The sequence below is a fragment of the Bifidobacterium saguinibicoloris genome, from assembly GCF_019331725.1.
Lineage (GTDB): Bacteria > Actinomycetota > Actinomycetes > Actinomycetales > Bifidobacteriaceae > Bifidobacterium > Bifidobacterium saguinibicoloris.
Genome location: NZ_JAHBBF010000001.1, coordinates 1 through 26,536, shown reverse-complemented (window position 1 = coordinate 26,536; position 26,536 = coordinate 1). Strand labels below are relative to the sequence as shown.

General features: G+C 67.2%; 23 protein-coding genes. 4 read left to right on the top strand and 19 right to left on the bottom strand.

All coding sequences use genetic code 11. The annotated features are described in order from the left end of the window. Positions 1-83: 83 nt before the first annotated feature. From KIH78_RS00115 to KIH78_RS00055, 13 genes are all read right to left on the bottom strand, one after another. Positions 84-1,280, bottom strand: coding sequence for a cysteine desulfurase family protein (locus KIH78_RS00115; RefSeq protein WP_219130748.1), 1,197 nt, complete (start codon positions 1,278-1,280; stop codon positions 84-86). Beyond that, a complete protein-coding gene (gene nadC, locus KIH78_RS00110) occupies positions 1,277-2,191 on the bottom strand; it encodes a carboxylating nicotinate-nucleotide diphosphorylase (RefSeq protein WP_219130747.1) in 915 nt (304 codons plus the stop codon). Before nadC ends, KIH78_RS00115 begins: the two co-directional genes overlap by 4 nt. Before the next feature lie 23 nt (positions 2,192-2,214). Next, complete coding sequence (locus tag KIH78_RS00105) at positions 2,215-3,864, bottom strand: L-aspartate oxidase (RefSeq protein WP_219130746.1); 1,650 nt, start codon at positions 3,862-3,864, stop codon at positions 2,215-2,217. 24 nt (positions 3,865-3,888) lie between these two features. Continuing rightward, complete coding sequence (gene nadA, locus KIH78_RS00100) at positions 3,889-5,169, bottom strand: quinolinate synthase NadA (RefSeq protein WP_219130745.1); 1,281 nt, start codon at positions 5,167-5,169, stop codon at positions 3,889-3,891. 79 nt (positions 5,170-5,248) lie between these two features. Then, positions 5,249-6,076, bottom strand: coding sequence for an NUDIX hydrolase (locus KIH78_RS00095; protein ID WP_219130744.1), 828 nt, complete (start codon positions 6,074-6,076; stop codon positions 5,249-5,251). A 209-nt stretch (positions 6,077-6,285) separates the two neighbouring features. Next, a complete protein-coding gene (scpB, locus tag KIH78_RS00090; protein ID WP_219130743.1) occupies positions 6,286-6,897 on the bottom strand; it encodes an SMC-Scp complex subunit ScpB in 612 nt (203 codons plus the stop codon). Next, complete coding sequence (locus KIH78_RS00085) at positions 6,894-7,676, bottom strand: segregation and condensation protein A (RefSeq protein ID WP_420830086.1); 783 nt, start codon at positions 7,674-7,676, stop codon at positions 6,894-6,896. The genes scpB and KIH78_RS00085 overlap by 4 nt, the downstream gene beginning before the upstream one ends. A 62-nt stretch (positions 7,677-7,738) precedes the next feature. Beyond that, the gene (locus KIH78_RS00080) at positions 7,739-8,578 is read right to left on the bottom strand and encodes a ParA family protein (RefSeq protein ID WP_219130742.1); all 840 of its coding nucleotides are present in this window, start codon (positions 8,576-8,578) and stop codon (positions 7,739-7,741) included. A 63-nt stretch (positions 8,579-8,641) separates the two neighbouring features. Further along, positions 8,642-9,601 (bottom strand): site-specific tyrosine recombinase XerD, encoded by a 960-nt coding sequence (gene xerD / locus KIH78_RS00075; RefSeq protein ID WP_219130741.1) that lies wholly within the window; start codon positions 9,599-9,601, stop codon positions 8,642-8,644. Positions 9,602-9,693: 92 nt separating this feature from the next. Next, the gene (gene rplT, locus KIH78_RS00070; RefSeq protein ID WP_214312987.1) at positions 9,694-10,077 is read right to left on the bottom strand and encodes a 50S ribosomal protein L20; all 384 of its coding nucleotides are present in this window, start codon (positions 10,075-10,077) and stop codon (positions 9,694-9,696) included. A 47-nt stretch (positions 10,078-10,124) separates the two neighbouring features. Then, the gene (rpmI, locus tag KIH78_RS00065; RefSeq protein WP_214312985.1) at positions 10,125-10,319 is read right to left on the bottom strand and encodes a 50S ribosomal protein L35; all 195 of its coding nucleotides are present in this window, start codon (positions 10,317-10,319) and stop codon (positions 10,125-10,127) included. Next, the gene (gene infC / locus KIH78_RS00060; protein ID WP_214313559.1) at positions 10,300-11,022 is read right to left on the bottom strand and encodes a translation initiation factor IF-3; all 723 of its coding nucleotides are present in this window, start codon (positions 11,020-11,022) and stop codon (positions 10,300-10,302) included. The genes rpmI and infC overlap by 20 nt, the downstream gene beginning before the upstream one ends. 299 nt (positions 11,023-11,321) lie before the next feature. Then, the gene (locus tag KIH78_RS00055; RefSeq protein ID WP_236034301.1) at positions 11,322-12,905 is read right to left on the bottom strand and encodes a spermidine synthase; all 1,584 of its coding nucleotides are present in this window, start codon (positions 12,903-12,905) and stop codon (positions 11,322-11,324) included. A 313-nt stretch (positions 12,906-13,218) separates the two neighbouring features. Between KIH78_RS00055 and KIH78_RS00050 the strand changes: the two genes are divergently transcribed. The 3 genes from KIH78_RS00050 to ybaK all read left to right on the top strand — a co-directional run bounded on the left by KIH78_RS00050 (position 13,219) and on the right by ybaK (position 15,843). Continuing rightward, entirely contained in the window at positions 13,219-13,980 is a 762-nt protein-coding gene (locus tag KIH78_RS00050; RefSeq protein ID WP_214312983.1) for a thiamine diphosphokinase, read from the top strand. A gap of 200 nt (positions 13,981-14,180) precedes the next feature. Continuing rightward, a complete protein-coding gene (gap, locus tag KIH78_RS00045) occupies positions 14,181-15,239 on the top strand; it encodes a type I glyceraldehyde-3-phosphate dehydrogenase (RefSeq protein ID WP_214312976.1) in 1,059 nt (352 codons plus the stop codon). Between the two features lie 94 nt (positions 15,240-15,333). Further along, positions 15,334-15,843: a Cys-tRNA(Pro) deacylase gene (gene ybaK, locus KIH78_RS00040; protein WP_214312973.1), complete on the top strand. Its 510-nt coding sequence runs from the start codon at positions 15,334-15,336 to the stop codon at positions 15,841-15,843. A 109-nt stretch (positions 15,844-15,952) separates the two neighbouring features. On the opposite strand, the gene KIH78_RS00035 is transcribed toward ybaK, so the two are convergent. Beyond that, a complete protein-coding gene (locus KIH78_RS00035; protein ID WP_219130740.1) occupies positions 15,953-16,951 on the bottom strand; it encodes a 4-hydroxy-3-methylbut-2-enyl diphosphate reductase in 999 nt (332 codons plus the stop codon). 272 nt (positions 16,952-17,223) lie between these two features. Between KIH78_RS00035 and KIH78_RS00030 the strand changes: the two genes are divergently transcribed. Next, the gene (locus KIH78_RS00030) at positions 17,224-18,177 is read left to right on the top strand and encodes an aldose 1-epimerase family protein (protein WP_214312969.1); all 954 of its coding nucleotides are present in this window, start codon (positions 17,224-17,226) and stop codon (positions 18,175-18,177) included. A gap of 87 nt (positions 18,178-18,264) precedes the next feature. Here the strand turns inward: KIH78_RS00030 and KIH78_RS00025 are convergent, their stop codons facing one another. The 5 genes from KIH78_RS00025 to KIH78_RS00005 all read right to left on the bottom strand — a co-directional run. Next, a complete protein-coding gene (locus KIH78_RS00025) occupies positions 18,265-19,167 on the bottom strand; it encodes an AraC family transcriptional regulator (protein WP_219130739.1) in 903 nt (300 codons plus the stop codon). Positions 19,168-19,350: 183 nt separating this feature from the next. Further along, a complete protein-coding gene (locus KIH78_RS00020; RefSeq protein WP_219130738.1) occupies positions 19,351-22,632 on the bottom strand; it encodes a DUF5107 domain-containing protein in 3,282 nt (1,093 codons plus the stop codon). A 190-nt stretch (positions 22,633-22,822) separates the two neighbouring features. After that, complete coding sequence (locus KIH78_RS00015) at positions 22,823-23,635, bottom strand: AraC family transcriptional regulator (protein WP_219130737.1); 813 nt, start codon at positions 23,633-23,635, stop codon at positions 22,823-22,825. 135 nt (positions 23,636-23,770) lie between these two features. Next, positions 23,771-26,074, bottom strand: coding sequence for a beta-galactosidase (locus tag KIH78_RS00010; protein WP_219130736.1), 2,304 nt, complete (start codon positions 26,072-26,074; stop codon positions 23,771-23,773). A gap of 67 nt (positions 26,075-26,141) precedes the next feature. Continuing rightward, a partial coding sequence (locus KIH78_RS00005; protein WP_219130735.1) for a carbohydrate ABC transporter permease occupies positions 26,142-26,536 on the bottom strand: 395 nt, incomplete at its 5' end.

Here is a 26,536-nt window from a genome sequence, read left to right as displayed (position 1 = left end):
CCTGCCTGGTACTTGATTCGGTTCTTCACCTGTCACTGACACAAACCGTCACGATGATACCCATACGGCCCGACCGTGCCGCGTCAGCCTCGGGTGAGGGCGGTGTAGGAGTCCTCGATGGCGAGGGAGACGCGCTCGATCTGCTCGCGGGTCAACGGTTCGCGGAAGGTCATGCGCAGGGCGGATTTGGCGACGGCCGGCTCGATTCCCATCGCGAGGAGCGTGGGAGGGATCTCATGGCGGCCGATCGCGCAGGCGGAGCCGGACGAGCAGGCGATGCCGCGCGCGTCGAGGTCGACGAGCAGCGCCTCGCCGGTGACGCCGGGGAACACGAACGAGACGTGTCCGGGAAGCCTGCGTTCCGAGTCGCCGGTGAGCTCCGCGCGCGGGACCACGCGCCGGACCGCGTCGATGAGCATGTCGCGCGAGGCGACCAGCTCACGGTAGTGCGCGGCCATGCGGGTGTTCGAACGTCGCAGGGCGATGGCGAGCGCGACGGCGCCGGCCACGTTCTGCGTGCCGGATCTGAGCCCCCGTTCCTGCCCGCCGCCGGAGAGGATCGGTTCGATGGGTACGCGCCCGCGTACGAGCAGGGCGCCGAGTCCTTTGGGCGTGCCGAACTTGTGTCCGGAGACGGCGAGCGAGTCGATGTCCCAGTCGCGCATACGGATGGGGATGAGTCCTGCGGCCTGCACGGCGTCGACGTGGACCGGTACGTGGTGCGCGTGCGCGATCGCGACGATGCGTTCGACCGGTTCGACGGTGCCGACCTCGTTGTTGGCGAGCATCGTGGCGACGAGCGTGGTCCGCTCCCCCGCCTCGCTGTCGAGCGCGCGTTCGAGCGCGGCGAGGTCGAGATGCGCCTGCGCGTCGACGGGGATGCGCACGACTTCGAAGCCGAGCCAACGTGCGAGCCATTCGGCGGACCGCGTGACGGCCGGGTGTTCGATCGCCGAGATGATGATGCGCGGGGGCCGGGCGGCGTCGCCGCCCAGACCGAGACGCCGCATCCTCGCCATCGCGATGCCTTTGACGGCGAGGTTGTCGGATTCGGTGCCGCCGGAGGTGAAGATCACGTCGTCGGGTTTGGCGCCGAGGTCGGCGGCGAATGAGGCGCGGGCGGCGTCGAGCGCGCGGGCGGCGGTTTTGCCGGGCTGGTGGACGCTGGCCGGGTTCGCGTATGCGTCGGTCAGGAACGGGAGCATCGCGTCGATGACGTCCCGGCTGACCGGTTCGGTGGCGGCCGCGTCCAGATACAGTGTCTCTTTGTCGTCGGTCATGGACGTTCCTCCAGCCAGTCCAGTCCGAGGTCGATGGAGCGTACGGAGTGGGTGAGGGCGCCCACGGAGATGACGTCGACGCCGGTGGCGGCGACGGCGGCCACGCGTTCGAGACTCATGTTGCCGCTGGCTTCGACGATGGCGCGGCCGTCGATGAGTTCGACGCCGCGGCGTGTGTCGGCGAGCGTGAAGTTGTCGAGCATGATGGTGTCGGCGCCGCCTTCGACCACGGCGGGGATCTGGTCGAGCGAGTCGACTTCGACCTCGATGTGCGTGGTGTGTCCGACCTGTTCGCGCACGCGGCTGATCGCGCCCGCGAGGTCGATGCCGCGCGCGGCGAGTGCGGCGAGATGGTTGTCCTTCATCATGACCGCGTCGGACAGGCCGTAGCGGTGGTTGTGGCCGCCGCCGCATACGACCGCGTATTTCTCGAACGGGCGCAGTCCCGGCGTGGTCTTGCGCGTGTCGGCGATGCGCGTGCGTGCGTAGCGGCGGGGGCGCACGACCGGGCCGTGCTCCCTCTCGTACCCGTCCGCGTAGATGGCGTTCACCGCTTTGACGAACGAGGCGGTCATCGTGGCGATGCCGCTCATGCGCTGGGTGAAGTTGAGGGCGACGCGTTCGGCGGTCAGCAGGTCCCTGACGGGCCCCGATACGGTGGCGAGCATCTGCCCTGCGTGGAAGCGTTCGCCGTCGGCGATGGCGGGCGCGGTCTCGATGCGTGGGTTCTGCGCCCGGAAGGCGGCGGCGAACACGTCGAGGCCGCTCATGACGCCGTCCTCGCGGGCGGTGAGCGCGGCCGAGCCGGTTTCGTCCGCCGGGATGGTGGTCTCGCAGGTCACGTCGCCGTAGGGCGCGTCCTCGGCGAGCGCCGCCTCGACGGCGGTGCGGATGATGTGCTGGGTGAGCATGGATGGTCTCCTCGTGTTCCGGTTCAGGCCCTGACGTAGGCGACGGAGTGCGCCCATTCGTCGCGGGGTTCCGGATGGTCGGTGCGCGCGTGGGCGCCGCGCGATTCGGTGCGGGCGAGCGCGGCCACGGCGGCGATGCGTCCGACGGTGAGCATGTCGCGGTTCTCCAGCGCGGTGACGTCGTCCGCGGTCCCGGCCTCTTCGATGGCGACGTTCGTCGCGGCGAGTCCCTGCGTCAGCGCGTCGATGGCGTGCATGAGCCCGTCCGCGTCGCGCAGGACGCCGACGCCGTCCCACATCGTGTGCTGGATGCGTGTGCGGTCCCATACGCGGTCACCGCCGCGGTCCGGCGCGCCCGTCGGAACCGGGCCGGCAGGGTCGGTCAGTCGGATCGGGGCCGCGTCGTAGGCCGCACCGGTCACGGAGTTGAGGAACGGTTCGGGCGACCACACCGTGTCGGCCGCGTCCTTGACGGCGGCGAGTCCCGCGCGGCGGCCGTAGACGAGTCCTTCGAGCAGCGAGTTGGAGGCGAGGCGGTTGGAGCCCATGACGCCGGTGCGGGCGCATTCGCCGGCGGCGTAGAGGCCGGGGATGGAGGTCCTTCCGTCGAGGTCGGTGCGGATGCCGCCCATGAAGTAGTGCGCGGCGGGCGCGACGGGGATCGGCTCACGGCTCCAGTCGAAGCCAAGGGAGCGCGTGTAGGCGTCGATGGTCGGGAACCGGTGTCTGAGGAACGCGGCGAGGTCGGGGTTCTCCTTCCGCATCGGGGAGACGTCGAGCATGACGGGTCGGCCGTTCTGACGCTGCATGACGCGGAAGATCTCTCGGGCGACGACGTCGCGAGGGGCGAGTTCGGCGCGCGGGTCCACGTCTTTCATGTAGCGGCGCCCGTGTTCGTCGAGCAGGACGGCGCCCTCGCCGCGCACGGCTTCGGAGACGAGGAAGTGTTCGCCGACGGCCATCGCGGTGGGATGGAACTGGTAGAACTCGAGGTCGGCGACCTGGGCGCCGGCGCGCCATGCGGCGGCGAGCCCGTCGGCGGTGGCGACGGCCGGGTTGGTGGTGTACGGGTACATGCGTCCCGCGCCGCCGGTGGCGAGGATGACGCGGCCCGCGGTCAGCGTCTCCGGCCGGGCCCCATGCGCGTCATCGTCGTCGATCAGGAGCTCGACGCCGGCGATGCGGCCGTCCTTGACGACGAGGTCCTTGAGGAAGGCGAGCTCGACGATGTGAATCAACGGGTTGTCGCGCACCATAGCGGACACGTCGAGTTCCAGTATCCTGCCGGTGGCGTCGCCGCCGGCGTGGACGACGCGTGCGCGCGAGTGCGCGGCTTCGAGACCGCGCAGCATGTGTCCTTCGGCGTCGCGGTCGAACCGGACGCCGAGCGCGGCGAATTCGCGCACGCGGTCGGCGCCCTCGCGTGTGAGGATGTCGACGGCCTTCGGGTCGCACAGGCCGTGTCCGGCGGCGATGGTGTCGGCGGCGTGCAGTTTCGGGTCGTCGTCGGCGAAGATGGCCGCGGCGATGCCGCCCTGCGCGTGGTAGGTGTTCGATTCGACCAGTTCGGATTTGGTGACCAGCGTGACGTCGTGTCCTGTGCCGGCCACGGCGAGTGCGGCGGACAGGCCGGCCACGCCGGCGCCGATGACGATGATGTCGCTATCGCTCATTGCTTCTCCCCTGATACGGAAGCGTCACGGATGGACGCGGAGCATGCGCTCCAGCGCGATCTTGGCCTCGCGGGCGGTGTCCTCGTCGACGGTGATGCGGTTGACGATATTGCCCTGTTCGAGGTTCTCCAGCGCCCAGGCGAGGTAGGCGGGGTGGATGCGGTACATGGTGGAGCATGGGCAGACGACCGGGTCGAGGCAGAACACGGTCTTGTCCGGGTATTGGGCGGCGAGGCGGTTGACGAGGTTGATCTCGGTGCCCACGGCGATGGCGGAGCCGGCCGGCGCGTTGGCGATCTCCTTGACGATGTATGCGGTGGAGCCGGTGCCGTCGGCCGCGTCGACGACCTGCATCGAGCATTCGGGGTGGACGATGACCTTGACGCCCGGGTACGCCTTGCGCGCGCGTTCGATCTGCTCGACGGTGAAGCGCTGGTGCACGGAGCAGAAGCCCTTCCACAGGATCATCCTGGCGTTCGCGTAGTCGGCGGGGTCGTCGGCGCCGCCCATCGCCTTGAACGGATCCCACAGCGGCATCTGGCTCAGCGGGATGCCCATGGCGCGCGCGGTGTTGCGCCCCAGATGCTGGTCGGGGAAGAACAGGATGCGGCGGCCTCGTGCGAACGCCCATTCGAGCACGGCGCGCGCGTTGGAGGAGGTGCATACGATGCCGCCGTGGCGCCCGCAGAAGGCCTTCAGGGCGGCGGAGGAGTTCATGTAGGTGACGGGGACGATCGGCTGGAGGCCGTCGGAGCCGGGCTTGGTCCCGCAGATCGCGCCGAGCTGCTCCCATGCCTCCTCGACCTGGTCGATGTCGGCCATGTCGGCCATCGAGCATCCGGCGGACAGGTTCGGCAGGGTCACGGTCTGTTCCGGGGCGGAGAGGATGTCCGCGGTCTCGGCCATGAAGTGGACGCCGCAGAAGACGATGTGGTCGGCGTCGGGACGTTCGGTCGCGTTCTTGGCGAGCTGGAAGGAGTCGCCCACGAAGTCGGCGTGCCTGATGATCTCGTCGCGCTGGTAGAAGTGGCCGAGGATGAGGAGCTTGGAGCCGAGGCGGCGCTTGGCGTCGGCGATGCGCTTCTGGAGCTCCTCTTCGGAGGCGTTGCGGTATTCGTCGGGCAGGACCTGCTGGCGCGGCGCGCCCACGGGCAGACGGTCGAGCATCGAGGCGCCGGGGCCGTAGCTGGGCTTGGTGGTGTCGAAATGCCACGGGTCGAGGGTGAGGCCCGCGTCGCAGGTGCTTTGCACGCCAAGCCGGGCGATGATCTCGTCGACGGACGGCGCGGTGAAGGTTGAGGACATGTTCGTTCCTTTCGTGCATGTCCCGTTCCATGCGGTGGAACGGGACGGTTGGCTTGTGTCGGCGTGTGTCGGCGTACGGTCAGCGTGCGAGCGCCGACAGGGCGTCGGCGTCCTCGCGCGCGTCCGGACGACGCCCATGCGGCCCGTCGCGTCCCGCATCCGGCGTTGGTTCCGACGCCCACTGCGCGGGGTTCCACAGGTCGCGCCGTTCCCCGTCGGCGGGTCCGGCCGGCGGTGAGACGTACCGGTAGACGGCCGCCGGCCGGTGTCGTCCGACGCGCTGCTTGGCGCCGGTGTCCTCAAGTTCCCCGGAGGCGAGCATCCGCCGCCGGAAGTTCGCGAGGTCGATGGATTCGCCGGTGATGGCCTCGTACACGTCGTGGAGTTGGCCCAGCGTGAAGGTCTCGCCGACGAGGCGCACGGCCACGTCCGGGTATTCGATCTTGTTTCTGAGGCGCCACAGCGCGTAGTCGATGATGCGGCGGTGGTCGAAGGCGAGTTCGGGCAGCTTGTCTTCGGGGAACCATCGGACGTTGTCGGCTTCGACGAGGTCCTTCGTCTCGGCCTGGCCGACGAGCGCCCAGTAGACGATGGACACCATCGGCAGTCCCCCGCGGGAGCGGTCGGGGCCGCCGAACGTGTACAGCTGCTCCAGGTAGCGCGGGTGCAGGGACGTGGTCGATTCGAGCGCCGCGTAGGCGGAGCGTTCGAGCGTGCGGTCGGCCGCGAGACCGCCGCCGGGCAGCGCCCACATCCCCAGATACGGTTGGCGCACGCGTCTGACCAGCGGCAGCCACAGCCGTCCGCGCCCCGATTCGTCCCGATCGGGCGCGAGTGCGAGGATGACGACGGAGATGCCGACCTGCGGCGGTGCGAGACGCCGTTCGGAGACGTTGCCGATGCCCATCCGGACCTCTTTTCCCTGCATGTGACCTTGGGTCGCGGCCCATGGCCTGTCATCGGGAAAGAAGCATAACACCATTTATGGTCATAATGACCATAAATGGAAACGCCTGAAATTCCAAGGATTCCGACGGCATGATATGCGAATGCTCCGGCGGGGCCGCGCATGTGCGGCCCCGCCGGAGCGGAACACGGAACGACGAAGGGGGATCGTCAGACGCCGTCGCCGATCACCTCACCGACGTCGGGGAGGAACGGCGCCAACGACGGCAGCTGGCCGAGGGAATCGAGACCCATGTATTCGAGGAAGGCGTCGGTGGTGACCAGCAGCGCGGCGCGCGTCTCGGGATCCGTGCCGTCCTCGCGCACCAGGCCACGCACCGCGAGCGAGCGGATCACGCCGTCGGAGTTGACGCCGCGGACCGCCGCCACCCGCGCGCGCGTCACCGGCTGCCGGTAGGCGATCACCGCCAGCGCCTCGAGCGCCGCCTGGCTGAGTCTCGCGGCCTGTCCGTCGGTGACGAACGCGCGGACCACCGGCTCGTATTCGGCGCGGCTTGCGAACCGCCACCCGCGTACGCCGCGCCGCAGCTCGAACCCTCTGCGGGACACCTCGTAGGAGTCGGCGAGACGCTCCAACGCCTCCTCCACCAACGGCTCGCCCACACCGAGCACCCGTGCCAGCTCGCCGGTCTGAAGCGGCCGGTCGGTCACCATGAGCACCGCCTCGAGGCACGCCTTCAGCCCGCCCGGAAAATCCTCCACGGCGAGATTCCCGGCGGCGGACGCCGTGGCGTTCTCCGTACGTCCCCGTCCATCGATCATGCGAAATCCCCCTCCTCGAGGTCCATGCCGGCGTCGCCGCCGGCACCCGGCATCCACCGCAGGTGCAGCGGGCGATACGGCCCGTCCTGCCTGAACTGCAGCGTTCCCTGCTTGAAGAACATGAGTACGGCCAGGAACCGCGCCACCACCTCGGCCCGATCCGAAGCGTCGGAGATGAGCTCGGCGAACGTGAGGGAGCCGCCGTCGCCCGCGCCGCGCAGACGGTCGCGTACCAGACGCGCCTGCGCCCTGAGGTCCACCAACGGCACATGGAGCTGATGGACGCTCACCTCGGATGCCGGGGCATCCGCGAACACGCGCGCCGCGAGCATCGCCAGATCGGCGGGGTCCGTCGTCCACACCAGATCGGGCAGCATGGCCGACACGGCGTCGTCCATGATCCCGGGATGCGCGAAGCTGCCGCCGTTCGCGGCGAGACGCGCGCGGAAATCGGCGGCGACGTTCTTGTACGCGCGGTATTGCAGCAGTCTGGCGAACAGCAGGTCACGCTCGCGCAACGCCTCCATGCCGCTCGCGTCCCCGCCGTCCCCGGTCTCCTCCGCGGGCAGCAGGGCGGCGCTCTTCGCCTCGACCAGCACGGCGGCGACGTCGAGGAACGCGCTAGCCTCGTCCATGTCGGCCGTGAAGTCCAGCCCGCGGGCGTAGGCGAGGAACTCGTCGGTGACACGGCTCAACGCGATCTCGGTCAGTTCGAGGCGCCTGTCGGCGATCATGCCGAGCAGCACGTCGAACGGCCCCGCATAGACGTCCAGATCCACAGAGAACCCAGGGGACGCCGGCGCGCCCGCCGTCGCGTCCTCTCCCGGCGCGCCGCCCCCGTTCAGGCGACCACCCCGTTGGCGATGAGCTCCCGGGCCACTTCGCGGTACTCCTTGCTGGTCTTGTGCTCCGGCGCGAAGATCGTGATGGGCGCCGCGGCCACGGTGGAGTCGGGCAGCTTGATGGAACGGGAGATGACCGTATGGAACACCTTGTCCTGGAACGCCTCGTAGATGCGCTGCATGACCTCCTCGCAGTGCAGGGTGCGCGTGAACATGGTCACCAGCACGCCGTACACCTTGAGGTCCGGGTTGATGCGGCTCTGGACCTTCTCGATGGACTGCATGAGCAGGGCCACGCCGCGCAGCGCGAAGAACTCGGCGGCCACGGGGATGATGACGCCGTCGGCGGCGGTCAGCGCGTTCACGGTGAGCAGGCCGAGGGACGGCTGGCAGTCGACGATGATCACGTCGTACTCGTCCTTGAGCGGACGAAGCACGCTGGCGAGAATCTGCTCGCGTCCCACCTCAGTGACGAGCTGCACCTCCGCGGCCGAAAGGTCGATGTTCGCGGGGATGATGTCGAGGTTCTCGAACTCGGTGTGGCGCACCACATCGTGCACGTCCATGCGCACGTCGAACAACGCGTCGTAGATGGTCCTCTCCACCGTGTTGGCGTTGATGCCGAGGCCCACGGTGGCGGCGCCCTGGGGGTCGAAGTCCACGATGAGGCACCGGCGTCCGTACTGGCTCAGCGCGCCGGCGATGGAGATGGAGCTCGTGGTCTTGCCCACGCCGCCTTTCTGGTTGCACATGGCGATGACCCTCGCGGGACCGTGCTGTCTCAGCGGTTCCGGCGCCGGGAAGGTCTCATATTCGCGTCCAAGCATATCCGTAGGCATACTGTTCACCTTATCATCATCATCCATGTCGGTCTTCGCTTCGGCCGTGGGCGTCCGCGGCCCTCATCTCGCCCTGGGGTGCGAGTTGAGGTACGTCTCGATGAGCGTCTGCGGACTGACGTGCGTGTAGATCTGCGTGGTGGTCACGCTGGCGTGGCCGAGCAGCTCCTGCACGGTGCGTACGTCCGCCCCTCCCTGGATGAGATGGGTGGCGAAGGAGTGCCGCAGCGTGTGCGGGTGGAGCGGTTTGCCGAGGTGGGCGCGCTCCCCCGCCCTCCGCACGATGTCCCACGCCGATTGGCGGGACAGCCGGCGGCCGCGCCTGTTGAGGAACACGGCCCAGCGTTCCGGCGTGCGTGCCGTTGATCTCGCCTCGAGGACGTCCCTGCCACGCGTGAGATAGATGCGCATCGCCTTGCACGCGTACGAGCCGATGGGGACCAGACGCTGCTTGTCGCCTTTGCCGGTGAGCCTGGCCACATGGTCGTCGTCGAGGTCGAGGTCGGCGAGGTCGGCGCCGACGGCTTCGGAGACGCGGCATCCGGTGGCGTACATGAATTCGAGCAGCGCCCTGTCGCGTGCGAGCACGGCATCCTCGAACCCGTACCGTCCCTCCCCGTCCGGATCGGGCATGGGGGCGGCGTCGAGCAGGCGGGACACCTCGTCCACGGTGAGTACGTCGGGCAGGGTCTGCGCGCCCTTGGGCGCCTTGATCCGCGCGGACGCGTCCCGGGCCACCATGTGCCCCGCGAACGCGAAACGATGGTATTCGTGCACCGCGGCGAGACGGCGGGCCTTGGAACGGGCGCTCTCCCCTTGGGCGTCCATCCACGCGACGTACGCCTCGACGTCGGCCGGGGATACCTGCGCCGGATCGGTCATGCCCCGCCCGCGGAGCCATGCGACGTACCGGCGTATGTCCGCGGCGTACGCGGAGACGGTGGCCTTGGCGAGTCCACGCTCCACGTCGATGTGGGCGAGGAACCGTTCGGTGAGTCTGTCGAATGCGTCGGTGTCGGTCATGGTGTCCTACGGTAGGCGTCTCGGGCGAAAAAAGGGACCCGCGATGCGGGTCCCTGATGTCTCATACGTCTCGCCGCCTGAGCGGCGCGGCGTCACGCCTCGACGGGGGCGTTCACGTCCTCCGGGAGGGCGGCCTTGGCGGCCTCCACGATGGTCTTGAACGTGTCCGGATCGGAGACGGCGAGCTCGGCGAGGGCGCGGCGGTCCAGCTCGATGCCGGCGAGGTGCAGGCCCTGGATGAAGCGGTTGTAGGTGATGCCCTCGGCGCGGACGGCGGCGTTGATGCGCTGGATCCACAGCTTGCGGAAGTCACCCTTGCGGGCCTTGCGGTCGCGGAAGTTGTAATTGAAGGAGTGGAGCAGCTGCTCCTTGGCCTTGCGGTACAGGCGGGAGCGCTGGCCGCGGTAGCCGGAGGCCCTCTCGAGAACGACGCGACGCTTCTTGTGGGCGTTCACTGCGCGCTTGACACGTGCCATAATCTATTTCCTCAGCTTTCTGAAAGTCTTGTTTGCGGAACCGTGGCTCACTTGGCGAGCATGCGGTTGATCTTGTTGGCCTGTCCGTTGCGGACGACCTCGTCGCGGCTCAGGGCGCGACGCTTGCGAGCGGACTTGTGCTCGAGGTTGTGGCGCATGGAGCTGCCGACGTGCATGAGCTTGCCCGTGCCGGTGCGGCGGACGCGCTTGGAAGCGGCGGAATTACTTTTCATCTTCGGCATTGCTGCCCTCCTTGTTGATGTGCTTCTTGCTGGAAGTCGCGGTGGAAATCGTCTGCTGGGCCTCGGCCGCGGCCTGGGCCTGGGCCTCCTGTTTGGCGGCGAGGCGGGCGGCCTGGCGGGCCTGGCGCTCGGCGCGGGATTCGGCGCCGCGGCGGCGCTGTTCGGACTGCGTATGCACCTTCTTGCCCTTGGGCGCAAGCGTCATGATGATGTTGCGGCCCTCCTGCTTGGGCTTGGACTCGACGGTGCCGTATTCCTCCACGTCGGCGGCGAGGCGCTGCAGCAGCTCGACTCCGCCGATCGGACGGGACTGTTCGCGGCCACGCAGCATGATGGTGACCTTGACCTTGTCGCCGCCGGAGAGGAAGCGGACCACGTGGCCCTTCTTCACCTCGAAGTCGTGGTCGTCGATCTTGAGACGGAAACGGATCTCCTTGATCTCGGCCGTGTTCTGATTGCGGCGGGCCTCGCGGGCCTTGATCTTCTCGTTGTACTTGAACTTGCCGTAATCGATGAGCTTGGCGACCGGAGGCTTCGCGTTGGGCGCCACCTCGACGAGATCGAGGTTCGCTTCCTTCGCCAGGTTGAGGGCGACCGAGGTCGCGATGACTCCCACCTGCTCGCCGTTCGGGCCGATCAGGCGCACCTGCGAGACGCGAATCTCGTCGTTAATGCGTGGTTCGTCGCTGATGATGACTCCAATCCTCTAACTGTCCTGCGCGGGACCATCCGGGAGCACCGTCATCGCTTCGATTTCACGACAGAGCCTCATGTCTGCGCGTGACGACGTGACGCCGCCATGCCCTTGGCATGATGCATAATCATCAATCGCTTTCCGCATCGCTCGGATGCCGCGGACCTCATGTCCGCATGGAAAGGAAGGCTGCTGCCTTGAACCCGAGACCATGACAGGTTTCCAGGTGGGGTTGCCCCGCTTTCTTGATTTCTCAAGCCGAAAAGGTACTATACCACACCCCGGGACCGGGGCGTGTCGCGGGGTGCTCACTGCACGGCGCGCAGCAGTCCGCCGATGCCCTCCTTCCTCAGGATGTCGCGGTACGGTCCGGCCTGCTCGGCGATGAGTCTGTCTATGGCGCGCATGCCGAGCAGCTCCACCGGCGCATGGTCGTCCGTGAGGATCAGCGACCTGTCGCCGGCGGCGTCCGAGGGGTCCCGCACGGCGGTCATGCGGCCGCCGACCTCGCTCATGTACGCGGCGAGCTCGCCGTCGGAGGTACGCTCCCACGTCGCGGCACGCAGCGTCTCGGCCCTGACGTCGCCGCGCATCGAGGAGCCGATCGGCTTGGAGACCGTGGCGATCTCGCCGGTGCGCCGCCGGGAGTCGCTGCACCCGCCGTAGCGGGCGAGCTCCTCCCGCGTGGGGGCTTTGGCGAACAGCTCCCGGTTGGTGGTGCCCGGCACGTCGGCGGTGTAGGTCGTGCCGATGCGGCACGCGCCGTCGAACACGTTGGCGATGGTGGCCTGAAGGGCCTCGTTGATGGATCCCTCGCCGTCCGAGACCATGTTCATGTTGACGACCATCACGCCACCCGGGTTGAGATGGTTCCGCACCATGGTGAAGAACTCGTCGGAGCTCATCTGGAACGGGATGGTGATGTCCTGATACGCGTCGACCATGATCACGTCGTACGTGTCGTGCGAGGCGGCGAGCCATGCGCGGCCGTCGTAGGTGGAGACGGGCACGTCGTCCGGCTCGTCGAAGTACCTGACGGCGAGGTCGGTGATCTTCCGATCGATCTCTACGCCGGCGACCTTCATCTTCGGGTAGTAGCGCTTCAGCTGGCGGGCGTAGGTGCCGGTGCCCATGCCGAGGATGAGCGCCGAGCGCGCATGGTCGGCGAGCGCCGGGGCCGCGAGCGCGGTGTCGTAGTACATGCCGGTGAGTCTCTGGTCCTTCATCGTGACGGATTGGACGCCAAAGAGCACGTTGGTGGACAGGATGGTCCGGTCGGACAGGTTCCTGACCTGCAGGTAGTTGTAGATGGATTCGCCTTCGTATGCGAGGGTCGTCCGGTTCTCCCAGAACGCGAACCCGGTCATCGGCGAGAGGACGGACGATATGGCGAACACGGCCGCGGAGACGGCGCATGCGATCAGGCGTGCCTTCATCGAGACGAAGTAGACGAGCGGGATCGCGAGCAGCGCGCCGGAGAAGAGCAGGAACGTGACGAACGTGCCGGCGGCGGGGATGGTGACGAACGTCGGCAGGAACGTGCCGAGGATGGAGCCGATCGTGTTGCATGCGGACAGGCGACCGACGACGGTGGCGTTGTCGTCGAGCGAGTCGGTGGCGAACTTGTTGAGTCCCGCCGTGACGGTGCCGAGCAGGAACAGCGGGGGCACGAAGACGAGCATGCAGGAGACGAACGCGGCGATGATGAGGAAGTTCGTCGAGACGGTCACGATGAGGAGGCCCGAGACCAGGAGGACCACGTATTTGCCGACGAGCGGGATGAGCGAGATCCATACGGCGGCGGCCATGATGCGCAGGTAGAGCTTGTCGGGGTCCGGATCACGGTCCGCCCAGCGGCCGCCGAACACGGCGCCGAGGGCGAGCGCGATCATGATGGTGCCGATGATGATGGTCCATACGATCTGCGAGCTGGAGAAGTAGGGGGGCGAGCAGGCGGGACGCGCCGAGCTCGGCGGCCATGACGGCCATGCCGGAGAAGAATTCCGTGACGTACAGGAACGTCTTGGATTTGAGGATCGGGCGTTCGCTCGCCCCTGTTTTCACTGCCATGGCCCCAACGGTATTACGGCGAACGTACACCGCGGACGCGTGGATGGGGCGCGTAGACTGGTGAACCATGCCAGCGGGCGCCTCACGGCGTCCTGCGGCTGGCGTGCAGGCGGGCCGGAAGCAAGGGAGGACGCGATGGCGGCGGAGTCGAGGGACGACGGGACAACGTGCGTGGTGTTCGCCGCGGGCGAATACTATGACGCGGCGTCGAATCCGGCGAACCGCGTCGTCGTGCCCCGCGGCGCGTTCGTCGTGGCGGCGGACGGCGGCCTCGACCATGCGCGGGCGGCGGGAGTCACGCCGGACGTGGTGGTGGGCGATTTCGATTCGCTGCGTGGGGCGCGTCCGGCGCCGGGCGCCGGCACCGTGGCGCTGCCGCCGATGAAGGACGATCCCGACCTGCTGAGCGCGTTGAAGATCGGATGGGCCCATGGATGCCGCACGTTCCATGTCTACGGCGCCTTGGGCGGACGCATCGACCACACCCTCTCCGCGATTCAGCTGACGGCGATGCTGGCCCGCCACGGCGGCATCGGGTTCCTGCACGGCGACGGGACGACGGTCACGGCGGTGTGCGACGGCGAGCTGCGGTTCGCGGCGCATGACGCGGCGCCGAGACGCATGGTCTCCGTGTTCCCGCACGGTGGTCCGGCGCGGGGCGTGGACGAGCCTGGGCTCCGCTATGAGCTGATGGACGGGACGCTGGAGGCGGACGCGGTGCAGGGCGTGAGCAATGAGTTCCGTCCCGGCGTGCCCGGGGCGGTGTCGGTGCGGGAGGGCACGCTGGTCGTCACGTTCCCGGCGGAAGCCCCGACGCCCGAGGTGGTGCGCCGTCATGCGTTCGACGGAGGCATCGGCGAGCTGGACACGCACGTCTCCCCGCTGCTGGTGCGCTGACTCGCCGAGGCGCGGCCGCGGCCCGTCGAAGGCATGCGCCGTCTGGATTGTGAACGCTCACGGAATTTTTCGTCTTTTTCGAGGAAACACCCCGCAAAGCATTGCCGTAAGTACAGGTGGGGCATTAGAGTAAGGAGCGTTGGTAAACAATGGCTTCGTGTGCGCCCATGCATGCGGGGTCTTCCCCAAGGGAGAATTACATGACAGTTAAGATTGGTATCAACGGCTTCGGTCGCATCGGGCGTCTCGCCTTCCGTCGCATCTTCGAGCTTCAGGCTCGCGGCGGCCAGGCCGGCGACATCGAAGTTGCCGCCATCAACGATCTGACCACTCCGGCCACCCTGGCCTACCTGCTGAAGTACGATTCCACCCACGGCACCTTCCGTCACGACGACGGCACGCCGGTCGACGTGAAGGCCACCGAGGACTCCATCGTCGTCGACGGCAAGGAATACAAGGTCTACGCCGAGAAGGACGCCAACAACATCCCGTGGGTCAAGAACGACGGCGTCGAGTACGTGCTCGAGTGCACCGGCTTCTACACCTCCGCCGAGAAGTCCCAGGCCCACATCAACGCCGGCGCCAAGAAGGTCCTGATCTCCGCCCCGGCCAAGGACGACGTCACCCCGACCGTCGTGTTCGGCGTGAACCACGACATCCTCAAGGCCTCTGACGTGATCGTCTCCGCCGGTTCCTGCACCACCAACTCCATGGCCGCCATGGTCAAGCTGCTGGACGAGAAGTTCGGCATCAAGGCAGGCTTCATGACCACCATCCACGCCTACACCGGCACCCAGATGCTGCTGGACGGCCCGCGCGGCACCAAGACCGGCCGCAACCTGCGCGCCGCCGCCATCAACACCATCGCCCACTCCACCGGCGCCGCCAAGGCCATCGGCAAGGTCGTCCCGTCCGTCAACGGCAAGCTGCAGGGCCACGCCCAGCGCGTTCAGGTCCCGGACGGCTCCGTCACCGAGCTGACCACGGTCCTCAACAAGGAGACCACCGCCGACGAGATCAACGCCGCGTTCAAGGACGCCTTCGAGAACTGCGAGTACTACGGCTACAACGACGAGGGCATCGTGTCCTCCGACATCCTGGGCGACACCCACGGTGGCGTCTTCGATCCGACCCAGACCGATGTGAACAACATCGACGGCCTGACTCTGGCCCGCACCGTCTCCTTCTACGACAACGAGTACGGCTTCACCTCCAACATGATCCGTACCCTGCTGTACTTCGCCGAGATCTCCGAGTGAACCGTCGCGGGTGAACCCCGCACGGCGCCACCACGGCTCTAGGTGAATGGAACCCCCGCTCCACCGAGCGGGGGTTCTTCGTATCATGGGACCCATGGCCAAGAAGAAGAAACACGAGAAGGGCGCCGGCTCCACTCCGGCGACGGTCCAACTGGAACGTGCGGGCGTGCCGTTCACCCCGTACGAGTACGAGCATTCGAACGACCACATGGACGACGGCTACGGCGTGGAGGCCGCCACGAAGCTCGGGTTCGACGAGCATCAGGTGTTCAAGACCCTGATGGCGGACACGGGCGACGAACGCGTGGTCGGCGTCGTGCCGGTGTCCGGTCACATGGACCTCAAGGCGCTGGCCGCGGCGGTCGGCGCGAAGAAGGCGTCGATGGCCGATCCGAAGGTCGCGATGCGCGAATCCGGCTACGTGGTCGGCGGCATCTCGCCGTTGGGACAGAGGACGCACCATAAGACGGTGCTGGACGACAGCGCCCTCAAGTTCGACGTGATCCTCGTCTCCGGCGGCAAACGCGGCTTCTCGGTCGGCGTGAATCCGAACGACCTCCTCAAGGTCCTCGACGCCGTCGCCGCGCCCATCGGCACGTGGTGACGGCACGTCACCGCGAAGGCTACCGGCGGCGGAGTTCCGCCGGCTGAGCCGTGAAACGGACAGTCCGGTGGACTGTCCGTAGGCGAAGTGAGCAGCTCCGCTGCGAAGGCTACCGGCGGCGGAGTTCCGCCGGTAGCACGAAATGCATGTCCTCCCTGGTGGTCTCCACCGAGGTGATCTCCGTGTAGCCCTTCGATCCGAGCGCGGCGATGACGCCGTCCACGTATTCCTCCGGCACGGAGGCGCCCGAAGACACGCCCACGGCCTCCACGCCTTCGAACCATGCGTCGTCGAGGTCGCCGGCGTCGTCGACGCGGTGGGCTCGCCCGCGCTCCCCCAGCCCCTCCTGCGCGACCTCGACGAGGCGCACCGAGTTCGACGAGTTGGCCGACCCCACGATTACCACGCAGTCGGATCGTTCGGCGACGACCTTCACCGCGGCCTGACGGTTGGACGTGGCGTAGCAGATGTCCGAGCTGGGCGGCATCTCGATCCATGGGAACCGGGCCTGCAGCGCGGCGATGGTGCCGGCGGTCTCGTCGACGCTCAACGTGGTCTGCGTGAGCAGCACGAGCTTCGTGTCCGGCGTGAAGTCGAGCGCGGCCACATCGTCCTCATGCTCGATGAGGTGCACGTGCTCGGGGCTCTCCCCCACCACGCCGACCGCCTCGTCGTGGCCCTTGTGGCCGATGTAGACGATTTCGTAGCCGCTCTTCGCGAACCGCAGCACCTCGCGGTGCACCTTGCCGACCAGCGGGCAGGTGGCGTCCACGACGTTCAGCCCGCGCGCCTTCGCCTCGGCCTTGACCGCGGGCGAGACGCCGTGCGCGGAGAAGACGACCGGCACGCCGGCGCGCGCCGCAGCCTCGGGGATTTCGGAGAGCTCCTCGACGAACACGGCCCCCTGCGCGGACAGGTCCTCCACGACGTGCTTGTTGTGTACGATCTGACGCCGCACATAGACCGGCGGCAATCCCTCCGCCGCGAGCACGGCGGGGTCCGCGACCGAGACCGGGCTCCCCTTGAGAATCGTGTGCACGGTGAGGATCGCACGGTCCACGCCCGCGCAGAATCCGCGCGGATCGGCCAACACGATGCGCTTGCCCATAAGTCCCGTCTCCTTCATGTCGGATCGTCGATGATATGCCGGGCCCCGTCCGCCGCCCCGTGGACGGCGTGGCGGACGGGTGTCCCGGACATGTCCGCCACCAGCCTAGCAACCGTTCCGCGTCCACCTGGTCCGGGGACGCGCGGGGAACGTGAAGAAACGGCGTGGGAACCGCAGGAAAACGATATGCCGCGCAGGTCCCGCATGTGCGTCGGAGCCGCCCACGCATTAGGATGGTAACGGTAACAACATCTCTCACTTTGGAGCGGACCATGAGCACTACGCCACGTACCGGCAACCAGTATTCCATCCATTACGGCGACTATTCGGCCGTCGTCTGCGAGCTCGGCGCGAAGCTGCGCCGGTTCGACTGGCGGGGCAAGGAGATCTTCTGCCCGTTCGGCCCGGACGACCTGACCCCCACCTGCAACGGATACATCCTGGCGCCGTGGCCGAACCGCATCAAGGACGGCGAATACGACTTCAATGGCCGTCACTACTGCGCGCCGGTCAACGAGCAGCATCCGGCGCCGCGCAACAACGCGAACCACGGCTATGCCTACCACTACATGTGGAGGCTCGAATCGCTCACCGAGAACGCCGTCACCCAGTCGCTGCGCTTCCCTAACCTCGACGGCTACCCGTTCGACGTGACCGTGACCGCGACCTACGAGTTGGGCGAGCAGGGCATGACCGTGACGGTCTCCGCGTCCAACGGCGGCGACGAGCCGGCCCCGTGGGCGCTGGGTCTGCACCCGTGGCTGGCGAACGGCAAGCAGGGCGCGACGAGCGCGGAGCGCGACGCCGACTCCGCCGCCTGCCATCTGAAGATCGACGCTAACGAGCACGTGGTCGTCGACGCGGGCCTGATCCCCACCGGCGTCGAGCCGGTGGAGGGCGTCACCGACCTGCGCGAGGGCCCGACCCTCGAGGGCCGCTCCTTCGACGACGCCTGGCTGGACGTCAACCGCGCCGCCGACGGCACCACGACCACCGTGTTCACCCGTCCCGACGGCATCGAGGTGAAGCTCATCGGCGACGGGACGATCAACGCGTGGCAGTGCTACACCGCCACCGGCGCGCCGCTCGAGGAGCATCCGTACGGCGTGGCGGTCGAACCGATGACCGCGCCCGCCAACGCGTTCCGCTCCGGCGACCATCTGACGACGATCGCTCCCGGCGAGACGGTCACCACCGTGGTCCGCTACGAGGTGACGCGCAAGTAGCCCGATCCGACGGCGATCGGCAGTCATTCCCCGGGGAGGGTGTCGCAGGCGCATCAGCAATGCGTCCGCGACACCCTCCCCGCATATTCATGACGTTCCGGACGCGCCGGCCGTCGTCCCGGACCGTCTACGGAATTCGAGCGGCGAGACGCCCATGCGTTTCCTGAACGACGCGCAGAACACGGAGGTGGTGGAGAAGCCGCATGCCTCGCAGATCTCCTTCAGGGCGGCCTGCGAGTTGACCAGCATATACTTCGCGGCGTCCAGCCGCGCCTGCGCCACGTACGCGTGGGGCGTGTACCCGGTCTGCGCCTTGAACGCGCGGATGAAGGCGTATTCGCCCATGTAGACCGCGGCGGCGAGCTCCCCCACCGTCAACGGTTCGTCGAGATGCTGCGCGATGTAGGACATCACCCGGCGTATGTCGTCCTGTTCCTTGCGTCTGGCCGGCTCGATGCCGTTGTCCTCCGCGAGCATCTCGCACAGGATGTCTACGATGTATTTGCCCAGAAGGGGTTCGCGGATGCGCTCGCCGTTCCTGAAGGTCTCGTAGATGCGCGCCAGCTGGTTCAGCGCGTAGGCCGGGTTCCGCAGCGCGAAGGCGATTCCCCGCCGCTCGTGGATCAGCTCGCAGTAGGCGCGGGCGTACCCGCCGTCGAAGTGCAGCCAGATCGCGTCAGTGGGCTCCAACGCCTGGTAGCGGTGGTATTCGTAGCAGTCGAGCAGTACGAAATCGCCTCCGCGCGCGGTGACCTCGTCGTCCTTGGTGCGCACGAGCATCGAACCGTCACGCAGGTACATGATCAGGAAGCTGTCGAATCGGGTTCGTTCGGCCTTCATGCCTTCCTTGTAGTGGAACATACCGGTCTGCAGCGGGTAGAGGAACGTGTCGCGCGCGACCTTGCTCGGCGTGTGGATGTAGTAGTCGTAGTCGCCGCCCCAGACCAGATGAGAGGCGGCGTCCGCATACTCGATCTCGTTGATGTCCACAGGCCCGCCTCCTCGTCGTCCCGCCGCATGCGCCGCATTCCAGTGTACAACGGGGAGGCGGGACGGCTGCGTGCCCCCGTCCCGGAGGGGACGCGCCGCGGATTCGTGTCCGGACATGCGCACGCCCCGGCGGGGACCGGGGCGTGCGGCGTCATCGTCGCGGCAAGTGCCGAACCGTCGGCGTCACTCGCCGTCCAGCTCGAGCAGGTGCAGCTCGAACCTGGCCTTGGGGTTGTCGGGGTTGAGCTTGAGGCTCTCCTCGAACAGCTCACGGGCGCCGGCCTTGTCGTTGAAGAACAGGCGGCTGTAGGCGAGCGCGCGGACCGTTTCGGCCTTGTGCTCGGTCACGCCGTCGGGCACGAACGACAGGTGCAGCGAGGTGACGATGGGCTTGCGGTCGAGGTCGTTCCTCGCGTCCTCCTCCCACTTGACCACGGAGGCGCTCATGTCCTTGCGGGAGATGATGTTGTCGCCGAGCAGGCGTTCGGCGAGCGCCACGTAGTAGTCGGTCTCCGGTCCCATGTAGGGGCTGTAGTTGCTGTGGATGAAGGGCAGCAGGCGGGATGCGGCCTTGCGGGCCTCGTCCTCGCGGCCGAGCTTCTGCAGCGCGGCGGCCTCGAACCAGCGGGCGTAGTACAGCTGCTGGGTGTCCCACCAGCCGGCGCGGAAGTTGGCGGGCACGATCTGCGCGTTGCGGTAACATTCGAGCGCTTCCTCGACCTTGCCGTCGCGTTCGAGCAGTCGGCCCTTGCAGCACAGCGCGAAGGTGTACGACTCGGTGAGGTAGGTCTCCTGACATTCGGCGGCCACGAACTCGTGGTGCTTGAGTACGTCGAGTGCCTTGTCGAATTCGAACACGTTGCTGTAGGCGTCGGCCAGGTCCCAGGCGAGGGTGTCGGAGGGCTTGTCGGGCAGGTTGGCGAGCAGCCAGTCGAGGCGTTCACGCCCGTCGACGCCGAGCTTGGCGGCCACGTAGTTGGTCTCGCGTACGAGCGTGTCGTCCTTCGGCTTGGCCGCCACGGCCTTCTTCATGAGTTCCAGCGCCTCTTCGCGGCGGTCGAACTTGCTGAAGTAGGCGATGGCGAGGTTGCGCCATGCGATGTGGAAGTCGGGTCTGATTTCGGTGACTTTCCTCCACTGGTCCGCGGCGGCCTGGTACTGCAGCTTGTTGTACAGCAGGCAGCCGTACAGGTAGGCGGCGGTGTAGTCGGTCGGGTCGGCTTCGACGGCGGCCTTGAGCACGGGCAGCTCCTCGAGGCGGTACGGGAACACGTCCACGATCGGGCTGTCGGACACGGCCTCGCGGTTGGAGGCGGCGGCCTCGCTCCTGCCGAGGGCGTCGTAGACGAAGGCGAGCGTGTAGTGGGTCATCGGCGTGGACTGTCCGGCGAGCGTGGTGCCTTCGAGCAGGGCGACGGCCTCGTCCTTCAGTCCGGCGCGCAGCAGGTCGAACGTGACGTCGAGGATGGTCTGCGCGGGGTTGCTCAGCAGGATCGAGTAGAACTCGCCGAGGTCCCTGCCGGAGTAGTAGAGGTAGGCGAAGCGGGCCAGGTGGTCGAGGCGGTCGCGGACGATGATGTCCTCGAGCTCCGCCAGACCGGTCTCGCGGTCGCCGAGCTTGATCTGCGCGATGGCCTTGTAGGTGCCGCAGACGGCGTGGTCGGCCTCCTTTTTGAGCGCCTGCCCGGCGTGCTCCCTCATCTTGGCCCAGTCGCCGCGCTGGCCGTCGATGCCGGCGATGAAGGTCATGGCCGGGGAGATGACGTTGTTGCTCCACGCGGCCTTGAAGAAGGTCTCGTAGGCGGCGTCGACCTCGCCCTTGCCGTACTCGCACAGCGCCTTGAGGTAGCTATAGGTGCCGTCGTACGGGTTGTGGTTGAACCTGTTGAGCACCTTGTCGGCGCGGCGCAGGTATGCGAGCGCCTCGTCGTACAGGGCGTTGTTGTAGCGGTCCTCGGCCATGGCGAGCAGCGACGGCAGGTGCTCGGGGTCGCGTTCGAGCGCCACCAGGTAGTAGTCGCGGCCCTTGAACGACGGGTCGCGGTACTGGTCGATGTGTTCGCCGGCCACGTAGATCTCCTGCGCGGTGGTGAGCTCGTGCGGGGTGGGGATGCCGGGGTTGTCCTCGGGGATGCGCAGCACGTCGGGCTTGTCCTCGGTGTAGTCCATGAGCACGGTGCCATCGGCGGCGGTCAGGCGCAGCGTGTAGACGTCGGCGGGCAGCGCCACGTCGAACTCGCGGTAGTTGCCGGGGTCGAGCGTGATGCTCTCGCGCAGCACCGTGTTCTCGCCGTCTGACACTTCGAGCACGGCGTCGGCCACGCTCTTGGTGACGGCGATGCGCACTTCGCCGTCGGCCTTGTCGAGGGTGACCACGCCGTGGATGTTGGCGAAGGTCGGGGCCTTGGTGCCGTGGATCGGATACCAGAACTGCGACCAGGTCTTCACCTCGTAGGGGGCGATATACGTGAAGTCGGGCTGGTCGTCGGAGTAGGCGCCGGCCATGAGCTCGGCGTGCTCGCCGTCGTTGTCGGTCAGGTTGGCGTTCCACGCGTCGCCGAGGTCCTCGAGCGCCCACATGAACTGCTTCTTGCCGGGCACCACGTGATGGTCGGCCACGTGCACGGTGCCGCAGTCGCGGTCGTGGTCGTAGCCACCGAAGAAGTCGTACTTCGACGGGGCGGCGAAGTAGGAGTTGCCTTTCAGCGTGTTCCTGTGGAGGCTGATGTCGGTCTCCTCCTCGTGGTTCTCCACCGCGTACCAGCCCTTGGTGATCGGGAAGGTGGCGTGGTGGCGGTCGTAGTGGTGGTGCACGTAGCCGACGTCCTGCGGGAAGAACAGCTGGTAGTTGGCGTTGACGTGGATGCCGGCGTTCTCGTACCAGAGGAACGGATGCTTGACGGGCGTACGGTTGTCGATCTTCACCACGGTCTCGTAGTAGGAGACGTCCGGGCGAAGCTTGACGCCCCACGTGCCCTTGAGACGGTACTGGCCCGGCGAGGGTGCGGCCTCGGAGCACCAGACGATCACGGTGCCGTCGTTGAGCTTCTCGATGCTGTAGTCGACGGGCATCCATGTGCCGGGACGGTGATGGAACGGGAAGTTGAACTCCATGCCGCCGGAGATCCAGTTGCCGTAGGAGCCGACGATGACGGGCTTGATGCGGTGGTGACGGTAGAGGAAGTTGTAGTCGTTGACCTTGTCGTAGCCTTCGAGGATGCGGCCGCCGAGCTCGGGCAGGATCAGCAGGCGGATGTAGTCGTTCTCGAGGCGGACCACGGTGTATTCGTGATCGGTGAGCCTGTCGCGCTCGACGCCGAGCGTCACGCGGTTCGGGTAGGCGTAGCCTGTGGAGCCCTGGTGCTGGCGGAACTCCGAGTACATGGGCATCTCGTCGGGGGCGGGCGGCTCGTAGGTCGGGATGATCATCCTCTCGACGCCGGCGGTCACGGGATTGTAGGACATGATGGACTCCTTCGTTGGACGAATGTCGATTGTGGATTATTGCCATCGACTGCGTTGTCACCATCAACGGTATGCCCGAAACCGGGGTCGAAATATATAAAAAATGCTCTGCGGTTATCGAAGGATGCTCAGGCTCCGCGGCCGGCGCGCGGGGCGGCGTCGTGCATCGAGCGCCGGTACTCCAGCGGGGTCATCCCCTCCAGTCGCCTGAACGCCAGGCAGAACGCGCTGGGCGACGAGAACCCGCAGCGCGTCTGAGGGAGGCGTCCGAGCCGGCCAGCATCCGCTTCGCCGCGTCCATGCGCGCGTTGACGACGAACGCGTGCGGCGTCGTGCCGGTGGCGCGCCGGAACTCCTTGATGAAGTAGCCGGTGCTCATCGAGGCCATGTCGGCCAGCTCGTCGTTCGTCAGGTCCCGCGACAGGTTCGCCACGATGAAGTCCTGCACGTCCTCCATCGCGTAGCCGTGGGCCGATTCGTCCGCCGGACCGTCGTCGGGGACGCCGGCGCATTCGGTGAGGATGTCGGTCAGATAGCGCGCCATCACCGGCTCCGACATGCGCTTGCCGGCGCGGAACCCCGCGCATATGCGCTGCAGCCGGTTGACCGCGAACTGCGAGTTGACCGCAGAGAACACGTTGCCCCTGCGCGCGCTGATGAAGTCGTAGTACATGCGCGCCGAGACGCCGTTGAAGTGTATCCACAGGGCTTCGCTGGGCTCCAGCGCCCGGTACGACTGCGGCGCGTAGCAGTCGATGAGCACGAAGTCGCCGGCGTGGGCGACGATGCGCTCCCGGTCGGGCAGATCGATCGAGAACCTGCCGGAACGGATGAAGAACAGCAGGAAGTTGTCCAACGGTCCGCGGTTCAGCGTGTATCCGGCGACGTACCGGTACACGCCGAGCCATTCGGGGTACAGGAACACCTGCGCGCCGGAGTTGGACAGACGGTACTGGTAGTGCTCGGACTGCTCTCTGATGACGTTGCGTTCGGCCGGTTTCATGACGGGCCGCCTTTCCTTGCCGTGTGGGTCGGATGTGGGTCGGGAGGGGATGAACAGGAAAGGGGCATCGGACGGACGCGATGCCGTTCGATGCCCCGGAACACGGGAGACGGAAGGATGGGGAGGAGGTGCGCGCTACGCCCTGGCGAGACGCGCGGAGTACACCGGCTGCAGGCTCACGGAGCCGAGTCCGGCGACCGTGCTTTCGGCGTTCTCCATGCGCGCCGCCATCGTGGACTCGACGTTCACGTTGGCGCCCTCACGGATCGGCGTGATGGTGAGGACCAGCTGGTTGCGGTTGTCGGCCAGCAGCTGCGCGTACTCCCTGAGTCCGACCTCCCACACGTCGCCGTTGCAGAAGTTGTCGTCGACGAGGACGCCGCCGCACCACAGCCAGCCGATGTCGCCCGAGTAGCGGATCCGCAGACGCGCGTCGTCCACGCCGTCGCCGGCCATCCAACCGTCCGGCAGGTCGATGACGTATCGGGTGTCGGAGAGGCGCGTGACCTTCGGCTGGGCGTCGGCCGTCTCGGCGTCGCCGAGGCGCACATCGCCGTCCGTCGGGACGTCCGCAAGGTATCCGGCCGGGTACGTCGCGACGGCGACGTCGGGACGCGTCGATTCGACGACGACCCTGCCGTCCGTCTCGTACACGACCGCGCCGTCGTTGACGATGGACGGGGCCGCGACGTCCTGCGACACCACGTCGCCGGCGAACACGAGCGCTTCGCCGTCGAGGACGGTCATCGCATCGGCGTCGGCGCGGCTCACGCACAGGATCGTGGCGGCGTGACCCTCGCCGTCGGAGACCTCGAACAGCTCACGGTCGTCGGTGACATGACGCACCGTGCCGTCGGCGAACCTGAACCAGCAGTCGTCCATGCCTTCGGGACGCAGGAACACGAACGTGCGGTTCGCGGCGCCCGGCGTGCGGATCGCCGTGATCGGCTGTGCGGTGGCAGCGACGAGCGTCACCCCGTCCAGATCCATGTTGAACGGCAGCATGCAGTTCTCGTCGGAGGCCAGGCCGATGCCGTCGAACGTGACCGTCGAACCGTCGGCGAGCGTGACCGTGATGGTCTCGCCGTGCTTGGCCGGCATCGTGGCGTGGTCCTGGAAGTTGTCGATGAACACGAATCCGCGCTCGCCGTCGGTACGCACGCACCAGCGCAGCGTGTCCGTGTCGGTGGGGTCGATGCCGTCCTGGCCGTCCGGCACGACGACGCCGAGCGGGCACAGGCGGTCGGCGAACGCCAGTCCGAAGTAGTGCAGCGCCTTGGCGCGACGGTACGATTCGCGCGCCTGGCCGAACTCGCCGAGCATGGCCTGGAAGTCGTAGGAGATCTTAGGCAACTGTCCTTCGTTGAGGTAGATGCCGTCGCCGATCGGGTTCGAGCCGCCTTGGAACATGTAGTATCCGAGGAAGTTGCAGCCGGAGGCCATCTTGATGTTGGCCATCGCGTCGACCGACTTCATCGGCAGCACGAAACGGTAGTTGTAGGAGCTGAACATGCCGCCGCCCATCTCGCAGCAGGCGTAGGGCTTGCTTTCCGGCTCGTAGGTGGGGTCGAACGCCTCGTTGCGCGGGCAGTCGTCGGAGTGGAAGTCGCGGTAGAGGTATTCGTCGGTGACCGGATGGTCGCCGGGGCCGGCGTAGAACAGCCACGGGCGGTAGGCGTAGCCGCCCCACAGCGGCAGCACGTCGTCCGGGACCGGGGAGCCGCCCCAACCGGTGTTCGTGTAGAACGGCACCGAGATGCCTTCCTCCTCGGCGATGCGGCGCAGCGCGTGCACGTACTCGAAGCCGTCGTGGCCGCCGGGCACCCATTCGTCCGAGATGCCGGTGGTCATCTCCCACGGGGCGGCCGAATGCATGTACTCGTTGTCGAGCTGGGCGGCGACGATCGGACCGCCGTCCTTGAAGTAGAGGCCGTCGAGCTGTGCGGCGATGTGCGCGTAGAGGTCGCGCACCTTGTCGAGGAACCCGGGGTCGACGGAGCGCACCTCATAGGGTTTGCCGTACATCCAGTCGGGGATGCCGCCGTTGCGGACCTCGCCGTGGTCGAAGGGCCCCATGCGCACGATGACCTTGAGCCCATGCTTGGCGCACAGTTCGACGAACCGGCGCAGGTTGCGGCGTCCGGTGAAGTCCCACTGGTTCTCATGCTCCTCGTGGTGGTTCCAGAACACGTAGGTGGCGATGACGTTGACGCCGCCGGCGGCCATCTTGGCGAGTTCCGCGTCCCAGCGGGAGGGGTCCATGCGCGAGTAGTGAAATTCGCCGCACACGCCGTAGAACGGTTTGCCGTCGAAGGTCATGTAGTAGTTGGTGAAGTCGACGGAGGCGCCATCCGGGGAGACGCCCCAGTCGTTGCGGGTGATGGGGAACGGGGTGATGGCCTTCGGCTTGAATCCGGTGAGGTCGAGGGTGTGGTTCATGTCATTGCCTTTCGTATTGTCCGTGCCAGTGGATGTGCGATGGCGACGGGGTTGCGTTGTTGTCGAGTCATTCCTTGACGGCGCCGGCGGCGAGGCCGGACTGCCAGTACTTCTGCAGGCACAGGAACGCGATGACCAACGGGATGATCGTGATCAGCGAACCCGTGATCACCAGGTTCTGGATCGCCTGGCCACCAGCAGTCGAGGCCTGGTCCTTCCACTGGTTCAGGCCGATCGTCAGCGGATACCAGTCCGCGTCCTTCAACATGATCAGGGGCAGGAAGTAGTTGTTCCACGTCGCCACGATCGTGAACAACGCCGTCGTCACGATACCAGGGGCGAGCAGGGGCAGGCTGATCGTCCAGAACGTGCGGAACTCGCTCGCCCCATCCACGCGCGCGGCCTCCAGGAGTTCGGTCGGGACGGCCTGCTCGCTGAAGATCCACATCAGATACAGGCCGA

Bases quoted from the DNA above. Each gene is read 5' to 3' on its own strand.
- KIH78_RS00115 (WP_219130748.1), bottom strand. From the start codon at position 1,280: ATGACCGACGACAAAGAGACACTGTATCTGGACGCGGCCGCCACCGAA.
- nadC (WP_219130747.1), bottom strand. From the start codon at position 2,191: ATGCTCACCCAGCACATCATCCGCACCGCCGTCGAGGCGGCGCTCGCC.
- KIH78_RS00105 (WP_219130746.1), bottom strand. From the start codon at position 3,864: ATGAGCGATAGCGACATCATCGTCATCGGCGCCGGCGTGGCCGGCCTG.
- nadA (WP_219130745.1), bottom strand. From the start codon at position 5,169: ATGTCCTCAACCTTCACCGCGCCGTCCGTCGACGAGATCATCGCCCGG.
- KIH78_RS00095 (WP_219130744.1), bottom strand. From the start codon at position 6,076: ATGGGCATCGGCAACGTCTCCGAACGGCGTCTCGCACCGCCGCAGGTC.
- scpB (WP_219130743.1), bottom strand. From the start codon at position 6,897: ATGATCGATGGACGGGGACGTACGGAGAACGCCACGGCGTCCGCCGCC.
- KIH78_RS00080 (WP_219130742.1), bottom strand. From the start codon at position 8,578: ATGCCTACGGATATGCTTGGACGCGAATATGAGACCTTCCCGGCGCCG.
- xerD (WP_219130741.1), bottom strand. From the start codon at position 9,601: ATGACCGACACCGACGCATTCGACAGACTCACCGAACGGTTCCTCGCC.
- rplT (WP_214312987.1), bottom strand. From the start codon at position 10,077: ATGGCACGTGTCAAGCGCGCAGTGAACGCCCACAAGAAGCGTCGCGTC.
- rpmI (WP_214312985.1), bottom strand. From the start codon at position 10,319: ATGCCGAAGATGAAAAGTAATTCCGCCGCTTCCAAGCGCGTCCGCCGC.
- KIH78_RS00055 (WP_236034301.1), bottom strand. From the start codon at position 12,905: ATGATCGCGCTCGCCCTCGGCGCCGTGTTCGGCGGCCGCTGGGCGGAC.
- KIH78_RS00050 (WP_214312983.1), top strand. From the start codon at position 13,219: ATGGCGGCGGAGTCGAGGGACGACGGGACAACGTGCGTGGTGTTCGCC.
- gap (WP_214312976.1), top strand. From the start codon at position 14,181: ATGACAGTTAAGATTGGTATCAACGGCTTCGGTCGCATCGGGCGTCTC.
- ybaK (WP_214312973.1), top strand. From the start codon at position 15,334: ATGGCCAAGAAGAAGAAACACGAGAAGGGCGCCGGCTCCACTCCGGCG.
- KIH78_RS00035 (WP_219130740.1), bottom strand. From the start codon at position 16,951: ATGGGCAAGCGCATCGTGTTGGCCGATCCGCGCGGATTCTGCGCGGGC.
- KIH78_RS00030 (WP_214312969.1), top strand. From the start codon at position 17,224: ATGAGCACTACGCCACGTACCGGCAACCAGTATTCCATCCATTACGGC.
- KIH78_RS00020 (WP_219130738.1), bottom strand. From the start codon at position 22,632: ATGTCCTACAATCCCGTGACCGCCGGCGTCGAGAGGATGATCATCCCG.
- KIH78_RS00015 (WP_219130737.1), bottom strand. From the start codon at position 23,635: ATGAAACCGGCCGAACGCAACGTCATCAGAGAGCAGTCCGAGCACTAC.
- KIH78_RS00010 (WP_219130736.1), bottom strand. From the start codon at position 26,074: ATGAACCACACCCTCGACCTCACCGGATTCAAGCCGAAGGCCATCACC.